This is a genomic window from Saccharothrix sp. NPDC042600 (assembly GCF_040647305.1).
Lineage (GTDB): Bacteria > Actinomycetota > Actinomycetes > Mycobacteriales > Pseudonocardiaceae > Actinosynnema > Actinosynnema mutabilis.
Map to the genome: position 1 here is coordinate 1 of NZ_JBEZBW010000106.1, position 18,730 is coordinate 18,730.

At 73.6% G+C, this 18,730-nt stretch carries 19 protein-coding genes and 1 pseudogene; 12 read left to right on the plus strand and 8 right to left on the minus strand.

All coding sequences use genetic code 11. From position 1 onward, the window contains the following. Positions 1-573 precede the first annotated feature (573 nt). On the plus strand, positions 574-840 hold the full coding sequence (locus AB0A74_RS36160) for a hypothetical protein (protein ID WP_358256763.1): 267 nt from the start codon (positions 574-576) through the stop codon (positions 838-840). Positions 841-1,005: 165 nt separating this feature from the next. Here the strand turns inward: AB0A74_RS36160 and AB0A74_RS36165 are convergent, their stop codons facing one another. From AB0A74_RS36165 to AB0A74_RS36175, 3 genes are all read right to left on the minus strand, one after another. Next, complete coding sequence (locus AB0A74_RS36165; protein ID WP_358256765.1) at positions 1,006-1,980, minus strand: BtrH N-terminal domain-containing protein; 975 nt, start codon at positions 1,978-1,980, stop codon at positions 1,006-1,008. A 96-nt stretch (positions 1,981-2,076) separates the two neighbouring features. Then, the gene (locus AB0A74_RS36170; RefSeq protein WP_358256767.1) at positions 2,077-3,216 is read right to left on the minus strand and encodes a BMP family ABC transporter substrate-binding protein; all 1,140 of its coding nucleotides are present in this window, start codon (positions 3,214-3,216) and stop codon (positions 2,077-2,079) included. A gap of 146 nt (positions 3,217-3,362) precedes the next feature. Next, complete coding sequence (locus AB0A74_RS36175; RefSeq protein WP_358256769.1) at positions 3,363-4,859, minus strand: HEAT repeat domain-containing protein; 1,497 nt, start codon at positions 4,857-4,859, stop codon at positions 3,363-3,365. A gap of 30 nt (positions 4,860-4,889) precedes the next feature. Between AB0A74_RS36175 and AB0A74_RS36180 the strand changes: the two genes are divergently transcribed. Then, the gene (locus tag AB0A74_RS36180; protein WP_358256771.1) at positions 4,890-5,348 is read left to right on the plus strand and encodes a hypothetical protein; all 459 of its coding nucleotides are present in this window, start codon (positions 4,890-4,892) and stop codon (positions 5,346-5,348) included. Between the two features lie 3 nt (positions 5,349-5,351). Here AB0A74_RS36180 and AB0A74_RS36185 read toward each other — a convergent pair whose 3' ends face one another. Then, positions 5,352-5,780: an SRPBCC family protein gene (locus AB0A74_RS36185; protein WP_358256772.1), complete on the minus strand. Its 429-nt coding sequence runs from the start codon at positions 5,778-5,780 to the stop codon at positions 5,352-5,354. Positions 5,781-5,894: 114 nt separating this feature from the next. On the opposite strand from AB0A74_RS36185, the gene AB0A74_RS36190 reads away from it, so the two are divergent. From AB0A74_RS36190 to AB0A74_RS36205, 4 genes are read left to right on the plus strand one after another with little or no spacing between them, the layout of a single operon-like run. Beyond that, on the plus strand, positions 5,895-6,242 hold the full coding sequence (locus AB0A74_RS36190; RefSeq protein WP_358256774.1) for a lycopene cyclase domain-containing protein: 348 nt from the start codon (positions 5,895-5,897) through the stop codon (positions 6,240-6,242). After that, the gene (locus AB0A74_RS36195) at positions 6,235-6,552 is read left to right on the plus strand and encodes a lycopene cyclase domain-containing protein (RefSeq protein ID WP_358256776.1); all 318 of its coding nucleotides are present in this window, start codon (positions 6,235-6,237) and stop codon (positions 6,550-6,552) included. The genes AB0A74_RS36190 and AB0A74_RS36195 overlap by 8 nt, the downstream gene beginning before the upstream one ends. 5 nt (positions 6,553-6,557) lie before the next feature. Then, positions 6,558-7,262 carry a class I SAM-dependent methyltransferase gene (locus AB0A74_RS36200; protein WP_358256808.1) on the plus strand — a complete coding sequence of 235 codons (705 nt, stop codon included), beginning with the start codon at positions 6,558-6,560 and terminating at the stop codon, positions 7,260-7,262. Then, entirely contained in the window at positions 7,262-8,791 is a 1,530-nt protein-coding gene (locus AB0A74_RS36205) for an FAD-dependent oxidoreductase (RefSeq protein WP_358256777.1), read from the plus strand. Before AB0A74_RS36200 ends, AB0A74_RS36205 begins: the two co-directional genes overlap by 1 nt. On the opposite strand, the gene AB0A74_RS36210 is transcribed toward AB0A74_RS36205, so the two are convergent. Then, complete coding sequence (locus AB0A74_RS36210) at positions 8,788-9,006, minus strand: transposase (protein ID WP_358256809.1); 219 nt, start codon at positions 9,004-9,006, stop codon at positions 8,788-8,790. The two genes, AB0A74_RS36205 and AB0A74_RS36210, sit on opposite strands and share 4 nt — an antisense overlap. 63 nt (positions 9,007-9,069) lie before the next feature. On the opposite strand from AB0A74_RS36210, the pseudogene AB0A74_RS36215 reads away from it, so the two are divergent. Further along, a pseudogene (locus AB0A74_RS36215) lies at positions 9,070-9,284 on the plus strand (IS5/IS1182 family transposase); the annotation flags it as partial. A gap of 27 nt (positions 9,285-9,311) precedes the next feature. Here the strand turns inward: AB0A74_RS36215 and AB0A74_RS36220 are convergent. Together AB0A74_RS36220 and AB0A74_RS36225 are read right to left on the minus strand one after the other, a co-directional pair. Continuing rightward, positions 9,312-10,274: a DUF5914 domain-containing protein gene (locus tag AB0A74_RS36220; RefSeq protein ID WP_358256779.1), complete on the minus strand. Its 963-nt coding sequence runs from the start codon at positions 10,272-10,274 to the stop codon at positions 9,312-9,314. A gap of 22 nt (positions 10,275-10,296) precedes the next feature. Next, positions 10,297-11,217, minus strand: a complete 921-nt coding sequence (locus AB0A74_RS36225; RefSeq protein ID WP_358256781.1) for a phytoene/squalene synthase family protein — start codon at positions 11,215-11,217, stop codon at positions 10,297-10,299. A 146-nt stretch (positions 11,218-11,363) separates the two neighbouring features. Here AB0A74_RS36225 and AB0A74_RS36230 point away from each other — a divergent pair, with 146 nt between their 5' ends. The 4 genes from AB0A74_RS36230 (at position 11,364) to AB0A74_RS36245 (ending at position 15,527) form a co-directional block, all read left to right on the plus strand. After that, positions 11,364-12,467: a polyprenyl synthetase family protein gene (locus AB0A74_RS36230; protein ID WP_358256783.1), complete on the plus strand. Its 1,104-nt coding sequence runs from the start codon at positions 11,364-11,366 to the stop codon at positions 12,465-12,467. A 2-nt stretch (positions 12,468-12,469) separates the two neighbouring features. Beyond that, the gene (crtI, locus tag AB0A74_RS36235; protein ID WP_358256785.1) at positions 12,470-13,906 is read left to right on the plus strand and encodes a phytoene desaturase family protein; all 1,437 of its coding nucleotides are present in this window, start codon (positions 12,470-12,472) and stop codon (positions 13,904-13,906) included. Between the two features lie 43 nt (positions 13,907-13,949). After that, positions 13,950-15,164 (plus strand): NAD(P)/FAD-dependent oxidoreductase, encoded by a 1,215-nt coding sequence (locus tag AB0A74_RS36240; protein WP_358256787.1) that lies wholly within the window; start codon positions 13,950-13,952, stop codon positions 15,162-15,164. Positions 15,165-15,320: 156 nt separating this feature from the next. Beyond that, complete coding sequence (locus AB0A74_RS36245) at positions 15,321-15,527, plus strand: hypothetical protein (protein ID WP_358256789.1); 207 nt, start codon at positions 15,321-15,323, stop codon at positions 15,525-15,527. Positions 15,528-16,006: 479 nt separating this feature from the next. Here AB0A74_RS36245 and AB0A74_RS36250 read toward each other — a convergent pair whose 3' ends face one another. Continuing rightward, the gene (locus AB0A74_RS36250; RefSeq protein WP_358256791.1) at positions 16,007-16,855 is read right to left on the minus strand and encodes a hypothetical protein; all 849 of its coding nucleotides are present in this window, start codon (positions 16,853-16,855) and stop codon (positions 16,007-16,009) included. A gap of 121 nt (positions 16,856-16,976) precedes the next feature. On the opposite strand from AB0A74_RS36250, the gene AB0A74_RS36255 reads away from it, so the two are divergent. Then, on the plus strand, positions 16,977-18,665 hold the full coding sequence (locus tag AB0A74_RS36255; RefSeq protein WP_358256793.1) for a protein kinase: 1,689 nt from the start codon (positions 16,977-16,979) through the stop codon (positions 18,663-18,665). The last annotated feature ends 65 nt before the right edge of the window (positions 18,666-18,730 follow it).

An 18,730-nucleotide genomic window follows, 5' to 3' on the forward strand; every position in this document is an offset into this window, starting at 1 on the left:
CGCGGCCCGGGGCCCGGGCGCCGGCGCGGGGCGCCCGGGGGGGGGGGCGGGGGGGCGACCCCGCGGAGGGCGCGCGGATCGAACGCGCGCCGGGACGAGTCCCGGACCTCGGATCAGCACTCCGGTCTCTCGGCCGGCCCTCCTCCGTCGCACGGACCCGTGCCCGTCGTCCAACCGGGACCGTGCGTGCCGGCACCGACCCGACCGGGGTCGGCACCTGACGTCGGATGCCCGCGAGTCGAACGCGGCGCGTCCTTCTCTGAACTACTAGACCAGCACGGCCGGCGATTGGCCTCGCCGGGGAAGCCGGGATGGAGCTACTTCGGCCACCCTATGCACCCTTCGTCCGATAGTGCTGTTCTTGATTGTCCTTCCTTTGGATCACAAGAAGGCGTGCCTGCCCGACACTCTGACGACCGCGATACGCCAGTTGCAAAGATTCGAACTGGCGGCACCGTCACCGGCACAGTCTTTCCGGGAAACGACACACCGTCGAGAACGCCGTGACGTTCGTAGGGGTGGCACTGGGCTCGAATGCACAGCGGTCGCCCGTACCCGGGACACCATCGCAAGTTGCTGGCAAAAGAAGCGGTCAAACAACGTTGCGCCGAAGTGGGTTTTCCGGTACCGGAGGCGGACGAAAGGTGTCAGGTCAACTGGGAAGCCGGCGACTCCGAATACACCTACTCTCTCACCTACGGACATGTCGTGGCGACGGTGGTAATCCCCAAGGGGCCCCTTGATGGGCGCGAACTTCAGGTCACGCTGTGGACTCATTCCAACACCGTATATTTGGCGCGAGCACTGGCGGAGATCGAACACAGGCATAGTGGCGACTAGCGAAGCGCTACCGGAAGTGACGTGGCGTTGACGAGGCTGACGCGTACACCTTCGACCTCTCCCAGCCATCCGTGCTGTCGGGTCAACGCGCAGAACTGGACACCAAAAGCACCTGCTTCCCTATGCCCCACCCTTTCCCCCGAGCCACATCGAGGGCGGGTGGGTTCAGAGGTTGGACAGGACCTGCATGGCGTGGCGTTCCCGGGCCGCGAGGTCGGTGAGGAGGGTCGCGGCGTGGGTCAGGTGGGTCGGGTCGTGGGTTTCGCCGGCGGTGGTGATGTGGTGGGCGACCTCGGTCCACAGCGGGGCGATGTCGGCGTAGAGGTGGTGGCCGAGGCGGAGGTTCTCGTCGTCCACGATCGTGGCGGACTCGGCCAGGAAGTCGCGGTACAGCGCGCGGAACAGCGAGCCGCCGGTGCCGCCGCGTTCCATCAGGGTCGCGGCCTGCGGGAGGTCGCGGGACGGGTCGCTTGAGCGGTCGAGCCAGCGGGTCACCTGGTGGGCCGCCTTGGCGATGCCGCGGTGGCCGAGGTTGGCGATGGGCGGGTCGAGGAAGGCGCGCGCGTTGGCGGTGACGGCCGTGCGGATGGCGGTGGCGAGGTCGGGTGGGGTGGTGCGGGTGATGGTGAAGGAGAGGTTGCGGGCGGTCATCGGGCCGCGTTCGTCGCGGGCCTGTTCCAGGCTCTTGAGGGTGGTCGTCACCTCGCCGCCCTGTTGGGTGGTGTCGATCAGGTGGGCGTGGGTGTCGTCGTAGCCGTACATCGCGACGAAGTGGCCGCCGAAGTGCACCTTGGTGGTGAAGTAGTCGAGGTGGTAGCAGTCCAGTTGGAGGCCGACCGGGTGTCCGGCGGCGAGGGCGTCGGTGACGTTCCGCCAGGCCTTGCGGGGTGAGGCCGTCTCCTGGACGCGCAGCGCCAGGTCCAGCCGGTCGGCCACGGTCCGGGTGAGGGCGAACGGTTTGACGCGACCGCCGAGGAACGGGAAGTCCAGGTTCTTCGCGTCCCAGTAGACGAACCCCAGCCCTTCGCCGAGGCCGAACAGCATGGGTTCGGACAGGTCGAGGCCCCCGTGGCGCAGGAGAGCGCCGAGGGTGGTGGTCTCGCAGTGGCGGCCGGTGTACGAGACGTTCTCGATGATCATCGGTCTCCCGGGGTGGCGGGTCGGGCCCTGGCGGACCGACAGCCTGGACCCTCCCACTGTGGGAGGGTCAACCCCGAACGACCGTCCCGGACGCGGTCACCGCTTGTCGGCCACCTGGATCTTGCCCTCGATGATCTGGGCCTTGAAGGCTTCCAGGATGCCCTGCAGCTTCGCGTCCACCTTGCCGCCCGACGTCGCGTAGCCGATGCCGTTCACCTTCAGGTCGAACACCTTCGGCAACGACGTCAAGTCGTTCCCCGCCGCCGCCCGCACGAAGTCGTACACCGCCACGTCCACGCGCTTCAGGCTGGACGCCACGATCACGTCCCGCGAATCCGCCAGCGCCGGCTGGTGGTACTGGTCCGCGTCGCACCCGATCGCCAGCACGCCCGCCTGCTTCACCGCCGCGAACACGCCGATCCCCGACGCGCCCGCCGCCGGGTACAGCACGTCGGCGCCCTTGTCGATCAGGCCCTTCGCCGTCTCCGAGCCCTTCGCCGGGTCCTGGAAGCCCGAGAAGTCCGTGGCGGGGGTGATGTACTTCCGCTCCACCTCGACCTTCGGCGCGGCCGTCCGGGCGCCCTGCACGAAACCGGCCTCGAACTTCTGGATCAGCGGGATGTCCACGCCGCCGATGAAGCCCACGTGGCACTTCCGGCTCTGGTACGCGGCCACCACGCCCGCCAGGAACGCGCCCTCCTGCTCGGCGAACACCAGCGGTGTCACGTTGGGCGCGCCGTCCACGGCCGAGTCCACCAGGCCGAATTTCACGTCCGGGAACTCGGGCGCGACGACCCGCAGCGCCTCGGTGTAGGCGAACCCGACGCCGATGATCGGGTTGAACCCGTCCCGCGCGAGCTGCCGCAGCCGGGACCGCTTCACCGACTCGTCCTCGTGCGGCGCGGCGGACAGCTCGCGGGTGTTCTCCTTCTTCACGCCCAGGTCCTTGATCGCCTGGTCGAACCCGGCGGCGGCGAGGTCGTTGAACGACGCGTCGCCGCGGCCACCGATGTCGTAGGCCAGACCGACCTTCAGCGCGCTCCCGTCGACCTTCTCCCCGGCGGGCTTCTCACCGGCCGCGCTGGTCGTCGAGGCGACCGGCGGGCTGGGCGGTGGCGCGAACTCGCACGGAGCACCTCCGGTCGACGCGGCGGTGCTCCCGCCGGAGTCCTTCGCGCAGGCGCTGACCACCAACAACCCGGTCAACGCGATCGCGGCGAAAGCGGTGCCACGCATACGACGGCGCACGGCTCGTCCCCCTCCCTGCTCACCGAGCAGACACTCCCCCTGATGGCCGTATCAGGGCCGGCGCACGGGACGGTACCCCGTCGCCGCCACCCGCCCGGCCAACGCTCACCTGCTGGGAACGCGCCGGCTCCACGTCAATCCGCCAGTCCGAAGTGGAACCGCAGGACGCGGATCACTTCCGGCTCCAGGACGGCGGCGGCGAGCAGCCCGGACAGCTCGGCCGCGCGTGCCGGGGGCGGCGTGGAGTACGTGGTCGCGGCGTCGTGCTCCAGCCAGGCGACGAGGTCGGCGCGGGCGTGGGCGTGGACGGCGTGGGCGGGGTCGGCGGCCAGTTCGAGGTCCACGCTGAGCCTGGTCCACGTGTCCCGCGCGCGGAGCAGGCGGTAGGCGGCCCGGTGCACGTGGGGCGGGTGGGGCGGCCGGAGCAGGGGGCGCAGGGCGTGTTCGTCCAGGCTGGGCGCCTCCGGGAGCAGGGACAGCACCACCTGCCGCACCACCGCGTTGACCGGGTCGGTGAGCAGGGCCAGGAGCGGTTGGCGCGGGGTGTCGCCCAGGCGTCGCAACGCGCGCATCGCTTCGGCCCGGCCCCGGGACGACGGGTGCTCCAGGCACGGCCGGAGCAGGGCCGTGTCGGCGCGGGCGCCGGTCTCGCCCAGGCCGGCGATCGCCCAGGGGTTGGCGAGCCGGGTGCGGTAGTGGGTGGCCGGGTCGGCGCCGGCGCGGCGCACGGCGGCCTGTGCGGTCGCGCGCACCAGCGCGCTGCGGTCGGTCAGGGCCGCCGTGGCGGGCGCGACGTCACCGGCCGAAGACAGCGCGCGCACGGCTTCGGCCCGGACGGCGGCGGTGCTGCCGGCGAGCAGGCGGCGGGGTACGTCGTGGTCACCGGTCTCCCGGGCCGCGCGGAGGGCGGCGTCCGCGCACAGGACGCGGACCGGCAGGTCGGGGTCGGTCAACGCCGTGCGGGTGAGTTCGCGGAGGTCGAGGCGGCCGGCGGCCACGGCGATGGTGTGCGCGAGTCGCCGCAGCCGCCGGTCGCCGCTCGCCAACGCGACGGCCAGCGCCTCCGGTGGACCCGTGCGCAACGTGGTCTCCACGGCCTCGGCCAGCCACTCCCCCTCCCGCCGACCGCGCAGGGCGAGCGCGGCCGGCGCCAGGACGCTGATCGCCCGGACCGGGGTGCGGACGAGCCACCGCCCGCACACCAGCCGGGCACGGTCGCGGACCTGCGGCACCCAGTCCACCGCCCGCACCGCGAGCAACCCCAGGACGTCGTCGCGCGCGCCGAGCGCGGTCACCGCAGCCTGCCGGACGTGGCCGTTCGCGTGGCAGGCGGCGAGCGCCGACTCGACCAGGCCCAACCCGCCGCTCGCCAGGCGGCGGGCGGCGGTTTCGGTCCATTGTGGAGCGTTCCACCCGCGGGCGGACGCGTCCAGCGTGAGCCACACGGGCAGGGGTGCTTCGACCAACAGCCGCGTGACGTCGGCGTTGTGCCTCGCCGCGAGCAGCATCGACGCGAGGCGGTGCGCGGCGTCGAAGCTGCCGCCGGCGGTCTCGGCCACGGCCCTGTCGAGCCGCTCGCGCACCCGGTCACCGAGGAAACCCATGGCCGCCATGTTCCCGACATCCACCACCGGAGGCACCTGATTTGGTGGGATGCGGGGGTGACCGTCGAGATCAACGTTGGTGGACGCGCCCACGGGCGGCTGGTGGTGGCCGTGCTGGTGCCCGCGCTGGTGGTCGTCGTCGCGCTGGTCATGCTGGTGCGCGGGCTGTTCACCGGGGGTCGGGCGGAGTGGCTGGTGGGGTCCGCGCTCAGCCTGGGCGTGGTCCTGGTGGCGCCCAGGCTGATCCAGTGGGTCACCCAGCGCCTGCACCGCCCGCGGAAGTTGATCATCGGGCCGGACGGCGTGCGGTGGGACGAGCCGAAGGGCGCGTCGTGGGCGTACCGGTGGGCCGACGTGGACCGGCTCGTGGTGGTGCGGAACGGGTCTCGGGTCGTCCTGGACGTGGTGACCCGCGACGGGAGAGGGCGGCGCCAGGCCGTGGACGGCGACTTCGCCACCGCCATCGACCTCGCGTTGCGGCAGTTCGCCGGTGACCGTTACGAAGGGCTCCGATAGGGGTCAGAACCAGTCGTCGCCCTTCTCGGCGGCCTCGGTGTCGTTCTCGGCCGTCGCGCGGTGGGTCAGGACGGCCACCGCCTCCTCCAAGCCGCGCTGGACCTCCGGCCCGCCCGCCCGCTCGGTGTGCAGGGTGATGGCGACCTCGCTGCGGCCCGCGCCGTGGTCGGACACGGTCAGCTCGCCGTGGTAGTCGTCCTCGCCGGGCGTGCCCCACGACAGGGTGCGCCGGTCGCGGTCCACCCGCAGCCAGCCCTCCGCCTCGACGTGCCGGCCGCCGACCTCCGCCTCCACGTGCACCCGGTCCCCGCCCACCGGCTCGACCTCGGTCAGCTCCGGCAGGTAGCGGGGCAGGGTGCGGGGGTCGGCCAGGAAGTCGAACAGGCGGTCGGCGGCCAGGTCCACCTCGGCCCGGTGCGCATAACTGGTCACGGCTCCGCTCCCCTCACGCTGGACCCGTCGGGTACCCCGCGCCCGAGCCCCCACACCCCGCCGTCATGCGAACCCGCCCGGCGGGCCATACGGTCGGACGCGTGGAGGTGGCTCGTGGGTGACCGCTGGCAGTACCTGGCCGTGCTGGCGGCCTGCGTCGTCGTGACCGCGCCGTTGGAGTTCCTGGGGGCCGGGGTGTACCGGAGGCTGGGCACGCTCGCCCGCGCGCTGCTGCCCGTGCTCGCGGTGTTCGCCGCGTGGGACCTGGTGGCCATCGCCCGCGGGCACTGGTCGTTCAACGAGGCGTTCACGCTCGGTGTGGTGCTGCCGGGCGGGATGCCGGTGGAAGAGGTGTTGTTCTTCGTGGTGGTCCCGGTGTGCGCGGTGCTGACCTACGAGGCGGTGGGCGCGCTGTCGCGGCGGCGGCCCGCCGACCGGCGGGAGCGGGTGGGCCGTGGTTAGGGAGTACCTGGTCGCCGCGGCCGTGGCCGCGGTGCTGACGGTGCTGTGGGAGCTGCTGGTGCTGCGGACCGGGCTGTTCAAGCGGCCCGCGTACTGGATCACGATGGGCGTGGTGTTCGCGTTCCAGGTGCCGGTGGACGGGTGGCTGACGAAGCTGTCCGCGCCGATCGTCATCTACGCGCCGTGGGCGATCAGCGGCACGCGCGCCCCGTGGGACATCCCCGTGGAGGACTTCCTGTTCGGGTTCGCGATGATCACCGCGACCCTGCTGCTGTGGCAGCGGCACCGCGACCGCGAGGTGGCGTCGTGACCGGTCTGCGGGCGCGGGAGGTCCCGGCCGCCTTCGACTCCGCCGCCACCGGCTACGACCTGCTGGTCGGCCTGAACCCCGGCTACCACGCGGCGTTGCGCCGCTCGGCCCGCGCGCTGGGGTTGCGCCCCGGGCAGCGGGTGCTCGACCTGGGCTGCGGCACCGGGGCCTCGACGGCGGCGCTGCTGGCGGTGGCCCCGGAGGTCGAGGTGGTGGCGGTGGACGCCTCGGAGGGCATGGTCGCCCAGGCGCGGGCCAAGCGCTGGCCGTCGTCGGTGCGGTTCGTGCACTCGCGGGCCGAGGACCTGGACGCGGCGGGCGTGGCAGGCCCGTTCGACGCCGTCTTCGCCGCCTACCTGGTGCGCAACCTGCCCGACCCGGACCCGGCGTTGCGCCGCGTCCGCGAACTGCTCCGGCCGGGTGGCCGGTTCGTGGCGCACGAGTACTCGGTGCGCGACTCCGCGCTGCGCACGGCCGTCTGGACCGCGTTGTGCTGGGGTGTGGTCATCCCGGCGGGCCGCCTGGTGACCGGCGACCACCGCCTCTACACGTACCTGTGGCGCAGCGCGCTGCGCTTCGACAGCGCCCGCGAACTGCGGGACCGCTTGCGGCGCAACGGTTTCACCGGTGTGCGCAGCGCGCCGCTGCCGGGCCTGCAACTGGGCGTCGTGCACACGTTCGTCGGCCACGCACCACTGGAGGAGCGCTGATGCGCGACCGTGCCGCGGTACGGATCGAGGGGCCGACCGGAAGACCGTCGTTCAACGGCGACGCGCCCGTCGTGGTCGTGGTGGGGGCCGGTATCGCCGGCCTGGCCGCGGCGACGATCCTGGCCGAGCGCGGCGCGCGGGTGGTGCTGTGCGAGCGCGAGAACCACCTGGGCGGCCGGGTCGGCGGCTGGGACACGGTGCTGGCCGACGGCAGCCGGGCCACGATGACCCGGGGGTTCCACGCGTTCTTCCGCCAGTACTACAACCTGCGCGCCCTGCTGCGCCGCGCCGACCCGCACGGCACCGCGCTGGTCGGGCTCCCGGACTACCCGCTGTGGCACCGGGGCGGCCACCGCGACGGGTTCGCCGGCCTGCCGCGGACGTTGCCGTGGAACGCGCTGGCCTTCCTGTGGCGCAGCGAGACCTTCGCCTGGCGCGACCTGCTGGACGTGGACGCCCGCGCCGCGCTGCGCCTGCTGGACGTGTCCGTCCCCGCCACCTACCGCGAGCTGGACGCGATGAGCGCGGCCACCTACCTGGAGCACGTCCGGTTCCCGAAAGCGGCCCACGCCCTGGCGTTCGAGGTGTTCTCGCGCAGCTTCTTCGCCCACCCGGACCGCATGTCGGCGGCGGAGCTGGCGACGATGTTCCACATCTACTTCCTCGGCTCGGCCGAGGGCCTGCTGTTCGACGTGCCCACCGACCCGTTCCCGCACGGCCTGTGGAACCCGTTGGCCGAGCACCTCACCGCGTTGGGCGCGGACGTCCACACCGGCGAGCCGGTGCTGGAGGTGGTGCGCGGCGGCCGGCGGCGGTTCACCGTCCACCTGGCCACCCGCCCGGTGGAGGCCGACGCCGTGGTCCTGGCCCTGGACGTCCCGGGCCTGCGCGCGCTGGTCGAGGCCTCGCCGGACCTGGGCACCGCGCCGTGGCGGGCCGGCGTCGAGCAGCTGGCCACCGCGCCGCCGTTCCTGGTGTCCCGCTACTGGCTGGACCGCCCGGTGGCCCCGGACCGGCCGGGCTTCGTCGGCACCAGCGGCTACGACCTGCTGGACAACGTCACCGTCCTGGACCGGTACGAGCACGAGGCACGGGCGTGGGCGGCGCGCAGCGGCGGCTCGGTGGTGGAGCTGCACGGCTACGCCATCCCGTCCACAGTGGACGGGCACGAGGCGCGGCGGCGGCTGCTGGACGCCCTCCACGAGGTCTACCCGGAGACCAAGGCCGCCGGCGTGGTGGACGAACGCCACGAGCTGCGCGCGGACTGCCCGCTGTTCCCGCCGGGCGGCTTCCGGCACCGCCCGACGGTCACCACACCGGAGGACTTCCTGGTCCTGGCGGGCGACCTGGTCCGAGTGAACCTCCCGGTAGCCCTGATGGAACGAGCCGCCACCACGGGCTTCACCGCCGCCAACCACCTGCTGTCCCGGTGGGGCGTGGCGGGCACTCCACTGTGGACAGTGCCGACCACCGGCCGCAACCCGCTCCTGCGCGCCGTGGCGCGGAAGTGGGGCCGGGTGCCGGGCTAGTCGTGTCCTCGAAGCCGGATGAGCAGGGTGGCCAGGTCGATCACGCCTCGGTGAGAGGTGGCGGCCTTGTCGAAGCGGGTGGCGCTTGCCCGGAACTGCTTGTGTCGGTTAAAGCAGCGTTGCACCACGTTGCGGCGTTCGTAGGCGGTGCGGTCGAAGGCCACCGAATCACGACCCGAGGTCATAGCAGATCGCCCCACCCACTTTGAGGACAGGCGCCAGGGCGCGCCTGGTAATCATGTGAGTTGACCGATCAGGCATGGTCTCTGATCGAGCCGTTGCCGCCGGGTTCGCGTCGGGTTCGCGTCGAGGTCGGCCGTGGCGGGATCACCGGCTGACGGTCTACCACCGGTTCCGGCGGTGGCTGGCCGACGGCACGTGGGCTCGGCTGCTGGAGCACGTGCAGCTGCGCGACGACGCCGTCGGCGCGGTGGAGTGGACCGTGAGCGTGGACTCCACCGTGGTGCGAGCCCACCAGCACGCCGCGGGCGCGCCCGGCTCCGCACCACCAGACCCGGCGCTAGTCCGGCCACCGCCCGGTGGTCCGCAACGCGTACCGGCGCTCGGAGTAAGCCAGGTCGTCGCGCCACAACCGCGTCGCGGCCCACCGCATGGCGGGCCGGATCAGCGGCGCGGCCAACCCCGCCACGGCGAACCCCCGGCGTTCCGAGTGCGCCACGGTGGCCTCGATGACCGCGGTCCGGCCGGTGTCCACGGGCGTGGCGTGGGTTTCGACCACGCTGCCCACGCCCTCGCCCTCCACGATGCGCATCAGCACCGTGCGCGGCTCGGGGCAGGTGAACTCCGCGATCACCGGCACGCCCACCCGCCCCGCCACCTTGAACGTGACCTCCACGGTGAACCGGTCGTCCGCCTCGGTCGGCGTCTCGACCACGCGCAGGTTGGCGAACGAGTACGGGTGGAACCACGCGCCGTGCCACGGGTCCAGGCGGTTGGCCACCACGTCCTCCGGCTCGCACCGGCCCACCACCGTCGTGACCGCCTCGATCGCGCCCCGCGTCGGGCGCGGCGCCACCACCGGCCGGTCCGACGGCTCCTCCCCGCCCACCGCGTCCAGGCGCACCCAGGCCAGCACGCCGTCGTCGAACGCCGGGTACGGGCTCCAAGCCCCGAACCGCTTGCCGCGCAACGCCAACCCGTGCCACCGGCACAACAGGTTCCCGTCGTCCACCACGCCGTCGCGCAGCGGCGCGCCCAGGTGCGGACAGGCGCCCGGACCGGCCAGCAGACCGCCGTCGGACCCGCGCCACACCACGACCTCGCGCCCGGCGACGGTCCGCCCCCACGGCCGGTCCGCGCGCACCTCGCGGCTCGACCCGACCACGAACCAGTTGCCCGACGGCCGCGCCTGCGCCCGCTTCAACGCCGCCTCGATCAGCGCGGGCTTGGCGTCGGCCCACGTGGGTTCCTGCTCGGCCCACGGGCGACTCCGGAACACCCGCAACGGCAAGCGCGCCACCATCCACCACTCCATTCCCGAACGCTCAGGCGGACCGGGCCAGCGCGGCCCGGGCGAAGACCACCAGCCGCCGACCGGTGGACACCACCACCCGCCGCGACAGCACGTCGTAGTCGGCTTCCTCGATCAGGTCCAGGATGCGGCCGTAGAGCCGGTAGGCCGTGGCCACGCAGGGCCGGGAGCGCGGGGCGAGCATCCCCACCCCGGGCGCGGCCTCGGCGTAGACCGCCCGCGCCCGCGCGACCTGCTCGGCCAAGGCGCGCCTGATCCGGGCGTCGGCGCGGCCGGTGTCGCGCGACCACCGCAGCAACGCGCGGTCCACGCCGTGCGCGGCCAGCTCGTCGGCCGGCAGGTACACCCGACCCCGGTCCAAGTCCTCCCCCACGTCCCGCAGGAAGTTGGTGAGCTGGAAGGCGATCCCCAGCGCCGCCGCCGCGGGCTCGGCCTCGGCGCGCGGCACGCTGGTGCCCAGCACGGGCAGCACCTGCAACCCGATCACCGCCGCCGAACCGTGCACGTACCGCGCGAGGTCGTCGTACGTCGCGTAGTCGGTGACGGTGAGGTCCATCCGCATCGACGCCATGAAGTCCCGGAAGTACTCCTCGTCGATGTCGTAGCGGCGGATCGTGTCCAACAGGGCCATGATCACCGGGTCGTCACCGGCCCCGCCCACCAGCCCGGCGCGCAGCCGCCCTTCCACCTCGGACAGCTCCGCCGCCCGCTGCTCCGGCGTGCGGCCGTCGTGCACTTCGTCCACGATGTCATCGACCCACCGCGCGAACCCGTAGAGGGCGTGCACCGCGGGCCGCTGGGCCGGGCGCAGGAGCTTGGTGGCCAGGTAGTACGTGCGGCCGTGCACCGCGTTGAGCTCCCGGCAGCGCCGATAGGCGTTGCACAGCACGGGATCGACGATGCCCGCGGCATCGAGTTCTCGCTCGACCGACATCCGCCGGACAGCTCCTTCCCGTTGACGACGGGGACAACGCTAGGGCCGCGCGCACGCCTCCGCATGACGGACGCGCCCGTCATGCGGAGCGCGCACCGCGCTGGTTGACTCGGCAGCGCGAACCCTGCGACCGCGAGGAGACCACGATGACGCTGGCCACCGGTCACGACACCGACGCGACGGCGTCGTCGACCGCTGACCTCGCCCCGCGCCTGGCCGACGAGCTCGACCGGTACCTGCGCGACCGGTGCGCGACCGGTGTGGCCGCCGAGATCTCCGCCGCGCTGGCCGACTTCGTGCGTCGCGGCGGCAAGCGGCTGCGCCCCACCTTCGCCTGGTGGGGCTGGCGGGCCGGCGGCGGCGCGCCGGACGGGCCGGCCGCGGACACCGCCGTCCGCGCGTTCGTGGCGCTGGAACTGCTCCAGGCCTGCGCCCTCGTGCACGACGACGTCATGGACCGCTCAGCCACCCGGCGCGGCCGGCCCGCCACGCACCGCGCGTTCGCCGCCAAGCACCGCCGCTCGTGCTGGGCGGGCGACTCCGCCGGCTACGGCGACGCCGCCGCGATCCTGGTCGGCGACCTCGCGCTGGCGTGGGCCGACGACGCGCTGGTCACCGCCGGGCTGCCCGCGGACGGCCTGGCCCGCGCGTGGACGCCGTGGCAGGCCATGCGCACCGAGATGATCGCCGGCCAGCACCTGGACCTGCTCGCCGTCGCGCGCCGCGAGGAGTCGTTGGAGGAGACGCTGCGGGTGGCCCGCTACAAGACCGCGGCCTACACCGTCGAACGGCCCCTGCACCTGGGCGCGGCCCTGGCCGACGCCGAGCCGGCGGTGCTCTCGGCCCTGCGGGTGTTCGGCCACGACATCGGCGTCGCGTACCAGTTGCGCGACGACCTGCTCGGCGTGTTCGGCGACCCGGAGGTGACCGGGAAACCCGTCGACGACGACCTGCGGGAGGGCAAGCGCACCCCGTTGATCTCGGTCGGGCTGTCGCTGGCCCGGGAGCGGCGCCGGGACGACGTCACGCGCCTGTTGCGCCGCTGCCTGGACGACCGCCGGACCGACCCGCGCACCCTCGCCGCCGTCGCGGACGCGTTGCGGGAGATCGGCGCGGTGGCCGCGCTGGAGCAGCAGATCGCCGCGCTGACCGCGAGCGGGTTGCGGGCGTTGGACCACCCCGGCGTCGATCCGGACGCCCGGCGGGCGTTGACGGCGCTGGCCGCGCGCGCCACGAGCCGGCTGAGGTGACCGTGCGGACCGTGCGGGGGCGGGTGGACTCCGTCGTGGTGGTGGGCGCCGGGCTGGCCGGGTTGTCCGCCGCGTTGCACCTGCGGGGCGCGGGCCGGGAGGTCACCGTCGTGGAACGCGGCCCCGGGCCGGGCGGGGTGGCCGGGCGGCTGGAGGTCGCGGGCCACCACATCGACACCGGCCCGACCGTGCTCACCATGCCCGAGTTGCTGGAGGAGGCGCTGGCCGCCGTGGGCGACCGGTTGGCCGACCGGCTCGACCTGGTGCCGCTGCACCCCGCGTACCGGGCGGTGTTCGCCGACGGGGCGGCGCTGGACGTGCACACCGACGCCGAGGCGATGGAGGACGCGGTCCGCCGGTTCGCCGGGGACCGGGAGGCGGCCGGGTACCGGGCGCTGCGGGAGTGGCTGACCCGGCTGTACCGGGTGGAGCGGGACCGGTTCGTCGGGGCGAACTTCGACGCGCCCTGGGACGTGCTGGGCCGTGACTTCGCGACGCTGGTGGCGATGGGCGGCTTCCGCGCGCTGGACCCGGTGATCGCCCGGTTCCTGCGCGACCCGCGGTTGCGGCGCGTGTTCACCTTCCAGTCCCTTTATGCGGGCGTTGCGCCACGGCAGGCCCGTGCCGCTTATGCCGTCATCGCGTACATGGACACCATCGCCGGCGTGTACTTCCCGCGCGGCGGGATGCACGCCGTGCCGCGGGCGCTCGCGGCGGCGGCCGAGGACGCGGGTGTCGTGTTCCGCTACTCCACCGAGGTCACCGGGTACGAGCGGAAGGGCTCGCGGGTGACCGCCGTCCGCACCGCCGACGACCGCATCCCGTGCGACGCCGTCGTGGTCACCGGCGCGCCACCCCGCCGACGCCGCACGCGCTGGTCGCCGTCGGCGGTCGTGGTGCACCTGACCTCCACCGCCACCGCCGACGACCTCGCGCACCACACGATCTCGTTCGGCGAGCGGTGGGACGAGACGTTCCGCGAGATCATCGACGACGGCCGGCTGATGACCGACCCGTCGCTGCTGCTGACCACCCCCACCCGCACCGACCCGGACCTGGCCCCGCCCGGCCGGCACCTTCACTACCTGCTCGCGCCGTGCCCGAACCTGGAGTCCGCGCCGCTGCGCTGGGACACCCTCGCCCGCCCGTACGCGGAGGAGCTGGTGGGGCTGCTGGCCGAGCGCAAGCTCGTCCCGTCCGACGCCGAGATCGGCGAGCTGGCCCTGACCACCCCCGACGACTGGGCGCGGCGGGGGCACCCGGCCGGGACCCCGTTCTCCCTGGCGCACACCGTCGCCCAGACCGGTCCGTTCCGGCCGGGCAACCTGCCCGACCGCGACGGCAACGTCGTCCTGGCCGGCGCCGCCACCACCCCGGGCGTGGGCATCCCGCCGGTCCTGATCTCGGGCCGGCTGGCCGCCGCGCGGCTGCGCGCCTGACGCCTGTCATGCGGGGCCGTCCCGGCGGACTTACGGTCGGGACGTGATCGGAGTCGTGGTGGTCGGGGCCGGGCTCGCCGGGTTGAGCGCGGCGCGGGTGCTGGCCGGGGCCGGGGTCTCGGTGACGGTGGTCGAGGCCGCGGACGACGTGGGCGGGCGGGTGCGCACGGACGTCGTGGACGGCGTGCGGCTGGACCGGGGCTTCCAGATCCTGCTGCCCGCCTACCCGGAACTGGCGCGGGCGGTGGACGTGGCGGCGTTGCGGCTGCGGCACTTCCGGCCCGGGGTGCTGGTCCACGACCGTGGCCGGCGGGACCTGCTGGCGGACCCGCGGTCCGGGGTGCGGGCGTTGGGCGGGATGCTGCGGCAGCGGGTGCTGTCGCCGCGTGACGCGCTGGCGCTGGGCGCGCTGTCGACGCGGGTCGGGTTCGGTCCGGTGGCGGCGCTGAAGGACTCCGACCGGAGCACGCGCGAGGAACTGCGCGCCGGCGGGTTGTCGGAGCGGGCGGTGGAACGGGTGCTCAAGCCGTTCCTGTCCGGGGTGTTCCTGGAGGGCGAGCTGGCCACGTCGTCGCGGTTCTTCCAGTTGGTGTGGCGGTGTTTCGTGCGCGGTGGAGCCGCGGTGCCGGCGGACGGGATGGGCGCGTTGCCGCGCTTGTTGGCCGCCGGGCTGCCCGCGGTGCGGTGCGGGGTGCGGGTGGTCACCGTGCGGGACGACGGCGTTGACCTGGCGGACGGGACGCGGCTGGACGCGGACGCGGTCGTGGTCGCCACCGACGGCACCACCGCCGCCGCTCTCCTGCCGGGGCAACCGGAACCGGTCTGGAACGGTGTGACGACCTGGTACTTCCGGCCGCCCGAGTCGCCGCTGCGGGACGGTGTGCTGCTGGTGGACGCCGAGGGCGGGCCGGTGGTGGACACCGCTGTCATGTCCGAGGTCGCGCCTTCGTACTCGCCGGACGCGCCGCTGGTGCAGGCTTCGGCGCTGGACGCGTCGGTTGCCGAAGCGGAGGTCCGGGCGCACTTGGCGCGTTTGTACGGCGTTGACACCAGGCGTTGGGAGTCGTTGGCGCGCTACGACATTCCGCACGCTGTGCCGGCTATGCGTCCGCCGCATCCGTTGCGTTCTTCGGTGCGTGCGGGTGGGCGGCGGTACGTGTGTGGCGATCATCGTGACACCAGTTCGATCCAGGGGGCGTTGGTGTCCGGCAGGCGTGCCGCCCGGGCCGTGCTGTCCGACCTCCGCGTCAGGCCGTGAGGTTGTGGGCATTCGGCAACGGCGCGGTCGTGCGCACGATGGCGGCGCTCCTGCTCGCCGTCCGTCGGATTGGCCTAGACCACCCGGCCCGATCGGCGGTGTCCGGCGACCACGGCGCTCCGGCACGATGACGACGACCGAGCCGAGGAGCCGTCCATGCGCGTCATCCCCGCCACCCTGGCCGCCGCCCTGATCACCCTGGCCGCCCCCGCCGCGGCCGAGGCGACGAACTGGATCACCGTGGGCCCGTACCCGTCGAAGGAGACGTGCCAACCGGACAAGGAGCGCTACCACCAGATCTACCCGGCGTGGGGCTGCTACGAGTCCGGGGGCGGCTGGTACTTCCAGTACAACAAGGTCTGATCGCCTCTCCGGGGCAGCTGCGGATCGCCCGCGAACCCGGATCTTCCCGGTGTCGGCCTCCGCCCGCACCACTGGGCACGGCCGGCTGGGCGGATTCGTCCGGCCGATCGAGTCGGGTGGTTGCGCTCCGCTGTCGAGATCGCGGAGGCTCACGAGCTGTGGACCGGATGCGTCTCCCAAGCGCTTGACCGGTATCGGCGGTTCCTGTCCCAACCCGGCCGCCGGCTGTACGTTCCGTGGCCCGACTGTCCGTGCTGTGATCCGGTCGATGCTCGGGACCAGTTGGACGTGGCCCTTCGAGCGCTGCCGCGCGGCGCCCGGGCTGAGCTGCGTCGCGCCGTTGGCCGACTCGATGACGAGTTCAGCGACTGCGCGAGCGGTGAGACGGCACTCGCCGAGTGACGGTGCAGTAGCCCGGGAATTCCGTGACGACCCGTTGCAGCGTCCTGGGAGGACTCGGCCAACGGCAGGTCGGGAGGTCAGTGTTCGGCGGCCAGGTCCGCCAAACCCGCGCGGTCCAGGACGTCCACGCGTTGGGCGTTCTGCGGACCGGAACGAGCCACCAGGCCCCGGCGTTCCAGCGCGCCCATGGCCTTGCGCAGCCGCTCGGTGACCAGCGAGCCCTTGCCCTTGGCCGCGAACTCCGCCTTCTCCTCCTGGGTCAACGTCGGCGCGACCTTCCGCTTCCACACGTCCAGCAAGTCCGTGCGGGGAACGGAGTCGGCGTCCGCCGCCAGGTCCAGGACGATCGCCGCCAGCACGCGGGCGTGGTCGTCCTGTTGCGCCGAGTGCCGCTGGACCAGCTCCGCCAACGGCGTGCGGTTCGGTCCGGGGACGTCCAGTGTGGTCAGGCGGTCCCACAGGGCCTGGTCGGCGGGCCGCGCGACGCCGTCGCCGGACAGGACCGCCGAGCGGTGCGCGTCGATCGCGGCCCCCAGGGCCACGACCAGGCTCATCAGCTCGTCCCGCACGTCGTCGCCGCGCAACCTCCGCGCCTGGGCCACCACGAGGCGGTGGTGGTCGCGGACCAACGCCTCGAAGTGGGCGGTGCGGCGGGTGCGTTCGCCGGACTCCGCCACGTCGCGCTCGTAGTCCGCCCGGCTGATCTCGCCCGCCGAGAGGCGCACGCGGGCGGTGTCGCGCTCGGTGGTGCGGTGGACGCGGTCGGCCGCGATGCGGTCCAGCATGCCGCGCAGGACCCGTTCGGTCTGCTCCACGTGCTCGTCCGACGACAGCAGCCGCCACGTCTCCGGGTCGCGGTTGCGCAACGCTTCGTTGACGAACCGGCTCGCCGCCTGGTCGTCGTCGGGCCCGTAGGGCAGTGGCACGGTGTGGGTCCTCCCAAGCAACGGCGCTGGTCCGCGACATCATCGCAGCTCGCCGGGCCGCCCGCGCACCGACCTGCCTCCTTCTGCTCCGCCGCCGACGCCCGGTTGCTAGCGTGACGCGGTGTCTGAGCGAGAGCACAGAGGGCGGATCGTCGACGGCCGGTTCGAGTTGCTGGAACGGCTGGGCAGCGGCGGCATGGGCACGGTCTGGCGGGCCATGGACCTGGGGCTGCACCGCGAGGTCGCCATCAAGGAGGTCCGCCCGGCCGACGCCGACCAGGTCGAGAGCACCCCGGCGATGGCCGCCCAGCTCCGGGAGCGCGTGCTGCGCGAGTCCCGCGCGCTCGCCCGCCTCCAGCACCCCAACGTCGTGTCGATCTACCAGATCATCGACTCGCCGGACTCGCCGTACCCGTGGATCGTCATGGAACTGGTCCGCGGCACCTCGCTGGACGCCCGCCTGCGCGAGGGCGTGCTGAGCCCCGCCGAGGCGGCCCGGGTCGGCCGCGACGTGCTCGCCGCGCTCCGCTCGGCCCACTCCGCCGGCGTCATGCACCGCGACGTCAAGCCGGGCAACGTCCTGCTGCGCACCGACGGCAGCGCCGTGCTCACCGACTTCGGCATCGCCGCCCTCCAGGGCTCGACCCAGCTCACCGCCACCGGCGACGTCATCGGCTCCCCCGAGTACATCGCCCCCGAACGGCTGCGTGGGGACGAGACGCAGACCGCGTCCGACTTCTGGTCGCTGGCGATGCTGCTGTACGTGGCCGTCGAGGGCTACCACCCGATGCGCCGCGCGAGCACGATGGCGACCCTGGCCGCGGTGATGACCGAGCCGGTTCCGCCGCCGCGCCGCGCGGGCGCGCTCGCCCCCGCCCTCAACGCGGCCCTGCGCGCCGACCCGGCCGAGCGCCCGACCGGCGAGGTGCTGGACCGGATGCTCGCCGCCGCCGAACGCGACCCGGCCGCGCCGGGCTTCCCGGTCACCGGCCCGCCCACGCCCGGCGGCCTGCCGGTCACCGGCCCGCCCACCCCGCAGGGCTTCCCCGTCACCGGACCGCCCAGCGGCCCCCAGCCCGCGTACGCGCACTGGCCGTCCGGGTCCACGCCCAACCCGGTGGGCACGCCGCAGTACGACCCGAAGTCCTACCCGGTGCCCAGGCCGCGCAACCGGACCGGGTCGGTGGTGCTCTCGCTGGTCGGCGTGGCGGTGGTCGTCGCGATCACCGTCGTGGTCGTCAAGCTCACCGGCACGACCGACTCGGCCGACCCCGGCGGCAAGAGCACGACCACCACGCAGCAGGTCGGGCAGCCGACCGTCGGCGGCCAACCCGCCGGCCCGACGACCACCCCGGCCGCCGCGGTGAAGGACGACCTGCTCACCCCGGCCGGCGCGCGCAAGGCGGTCGCCGCGCTCAGCGAGGTCATGGGCGGCACGGAGGTCTCCGAGCTGACCCTGTGGCCCGACCGCGCCACCGCGACCGCCCGCACCAAGGCCGTGGCGAACGGCTTCGACAACTTCGAGTACCGCAACGGCCGGGCCAACCGCGAGGGCGCGGACGGCGTGGACGCCGACCGCGCGGTGCTCAACCTCAACGACGTCAACTGGGACGCCCTGCCGACCCTGATCGAGCAGGCGAACAAGGAACTGGGCGTCCCCCAGCCGACCGCCCGCTACGTGATCATCGACACGGGCCTGATCGACAAGAAGGCGTCGATCCGGGTCTACCTGGCCGACGACTACGGCGGCGCGTACCTCCAGGCCAACCTCCAGGGCGAGATCCAGAAGACCTACCCGCGCGACAAGTGACCCCCGCGCCCGCACCGCGTCAGGCGACCGGTGCGGGTACGGGCCGCCCAGGTGGTCGGGGTGTC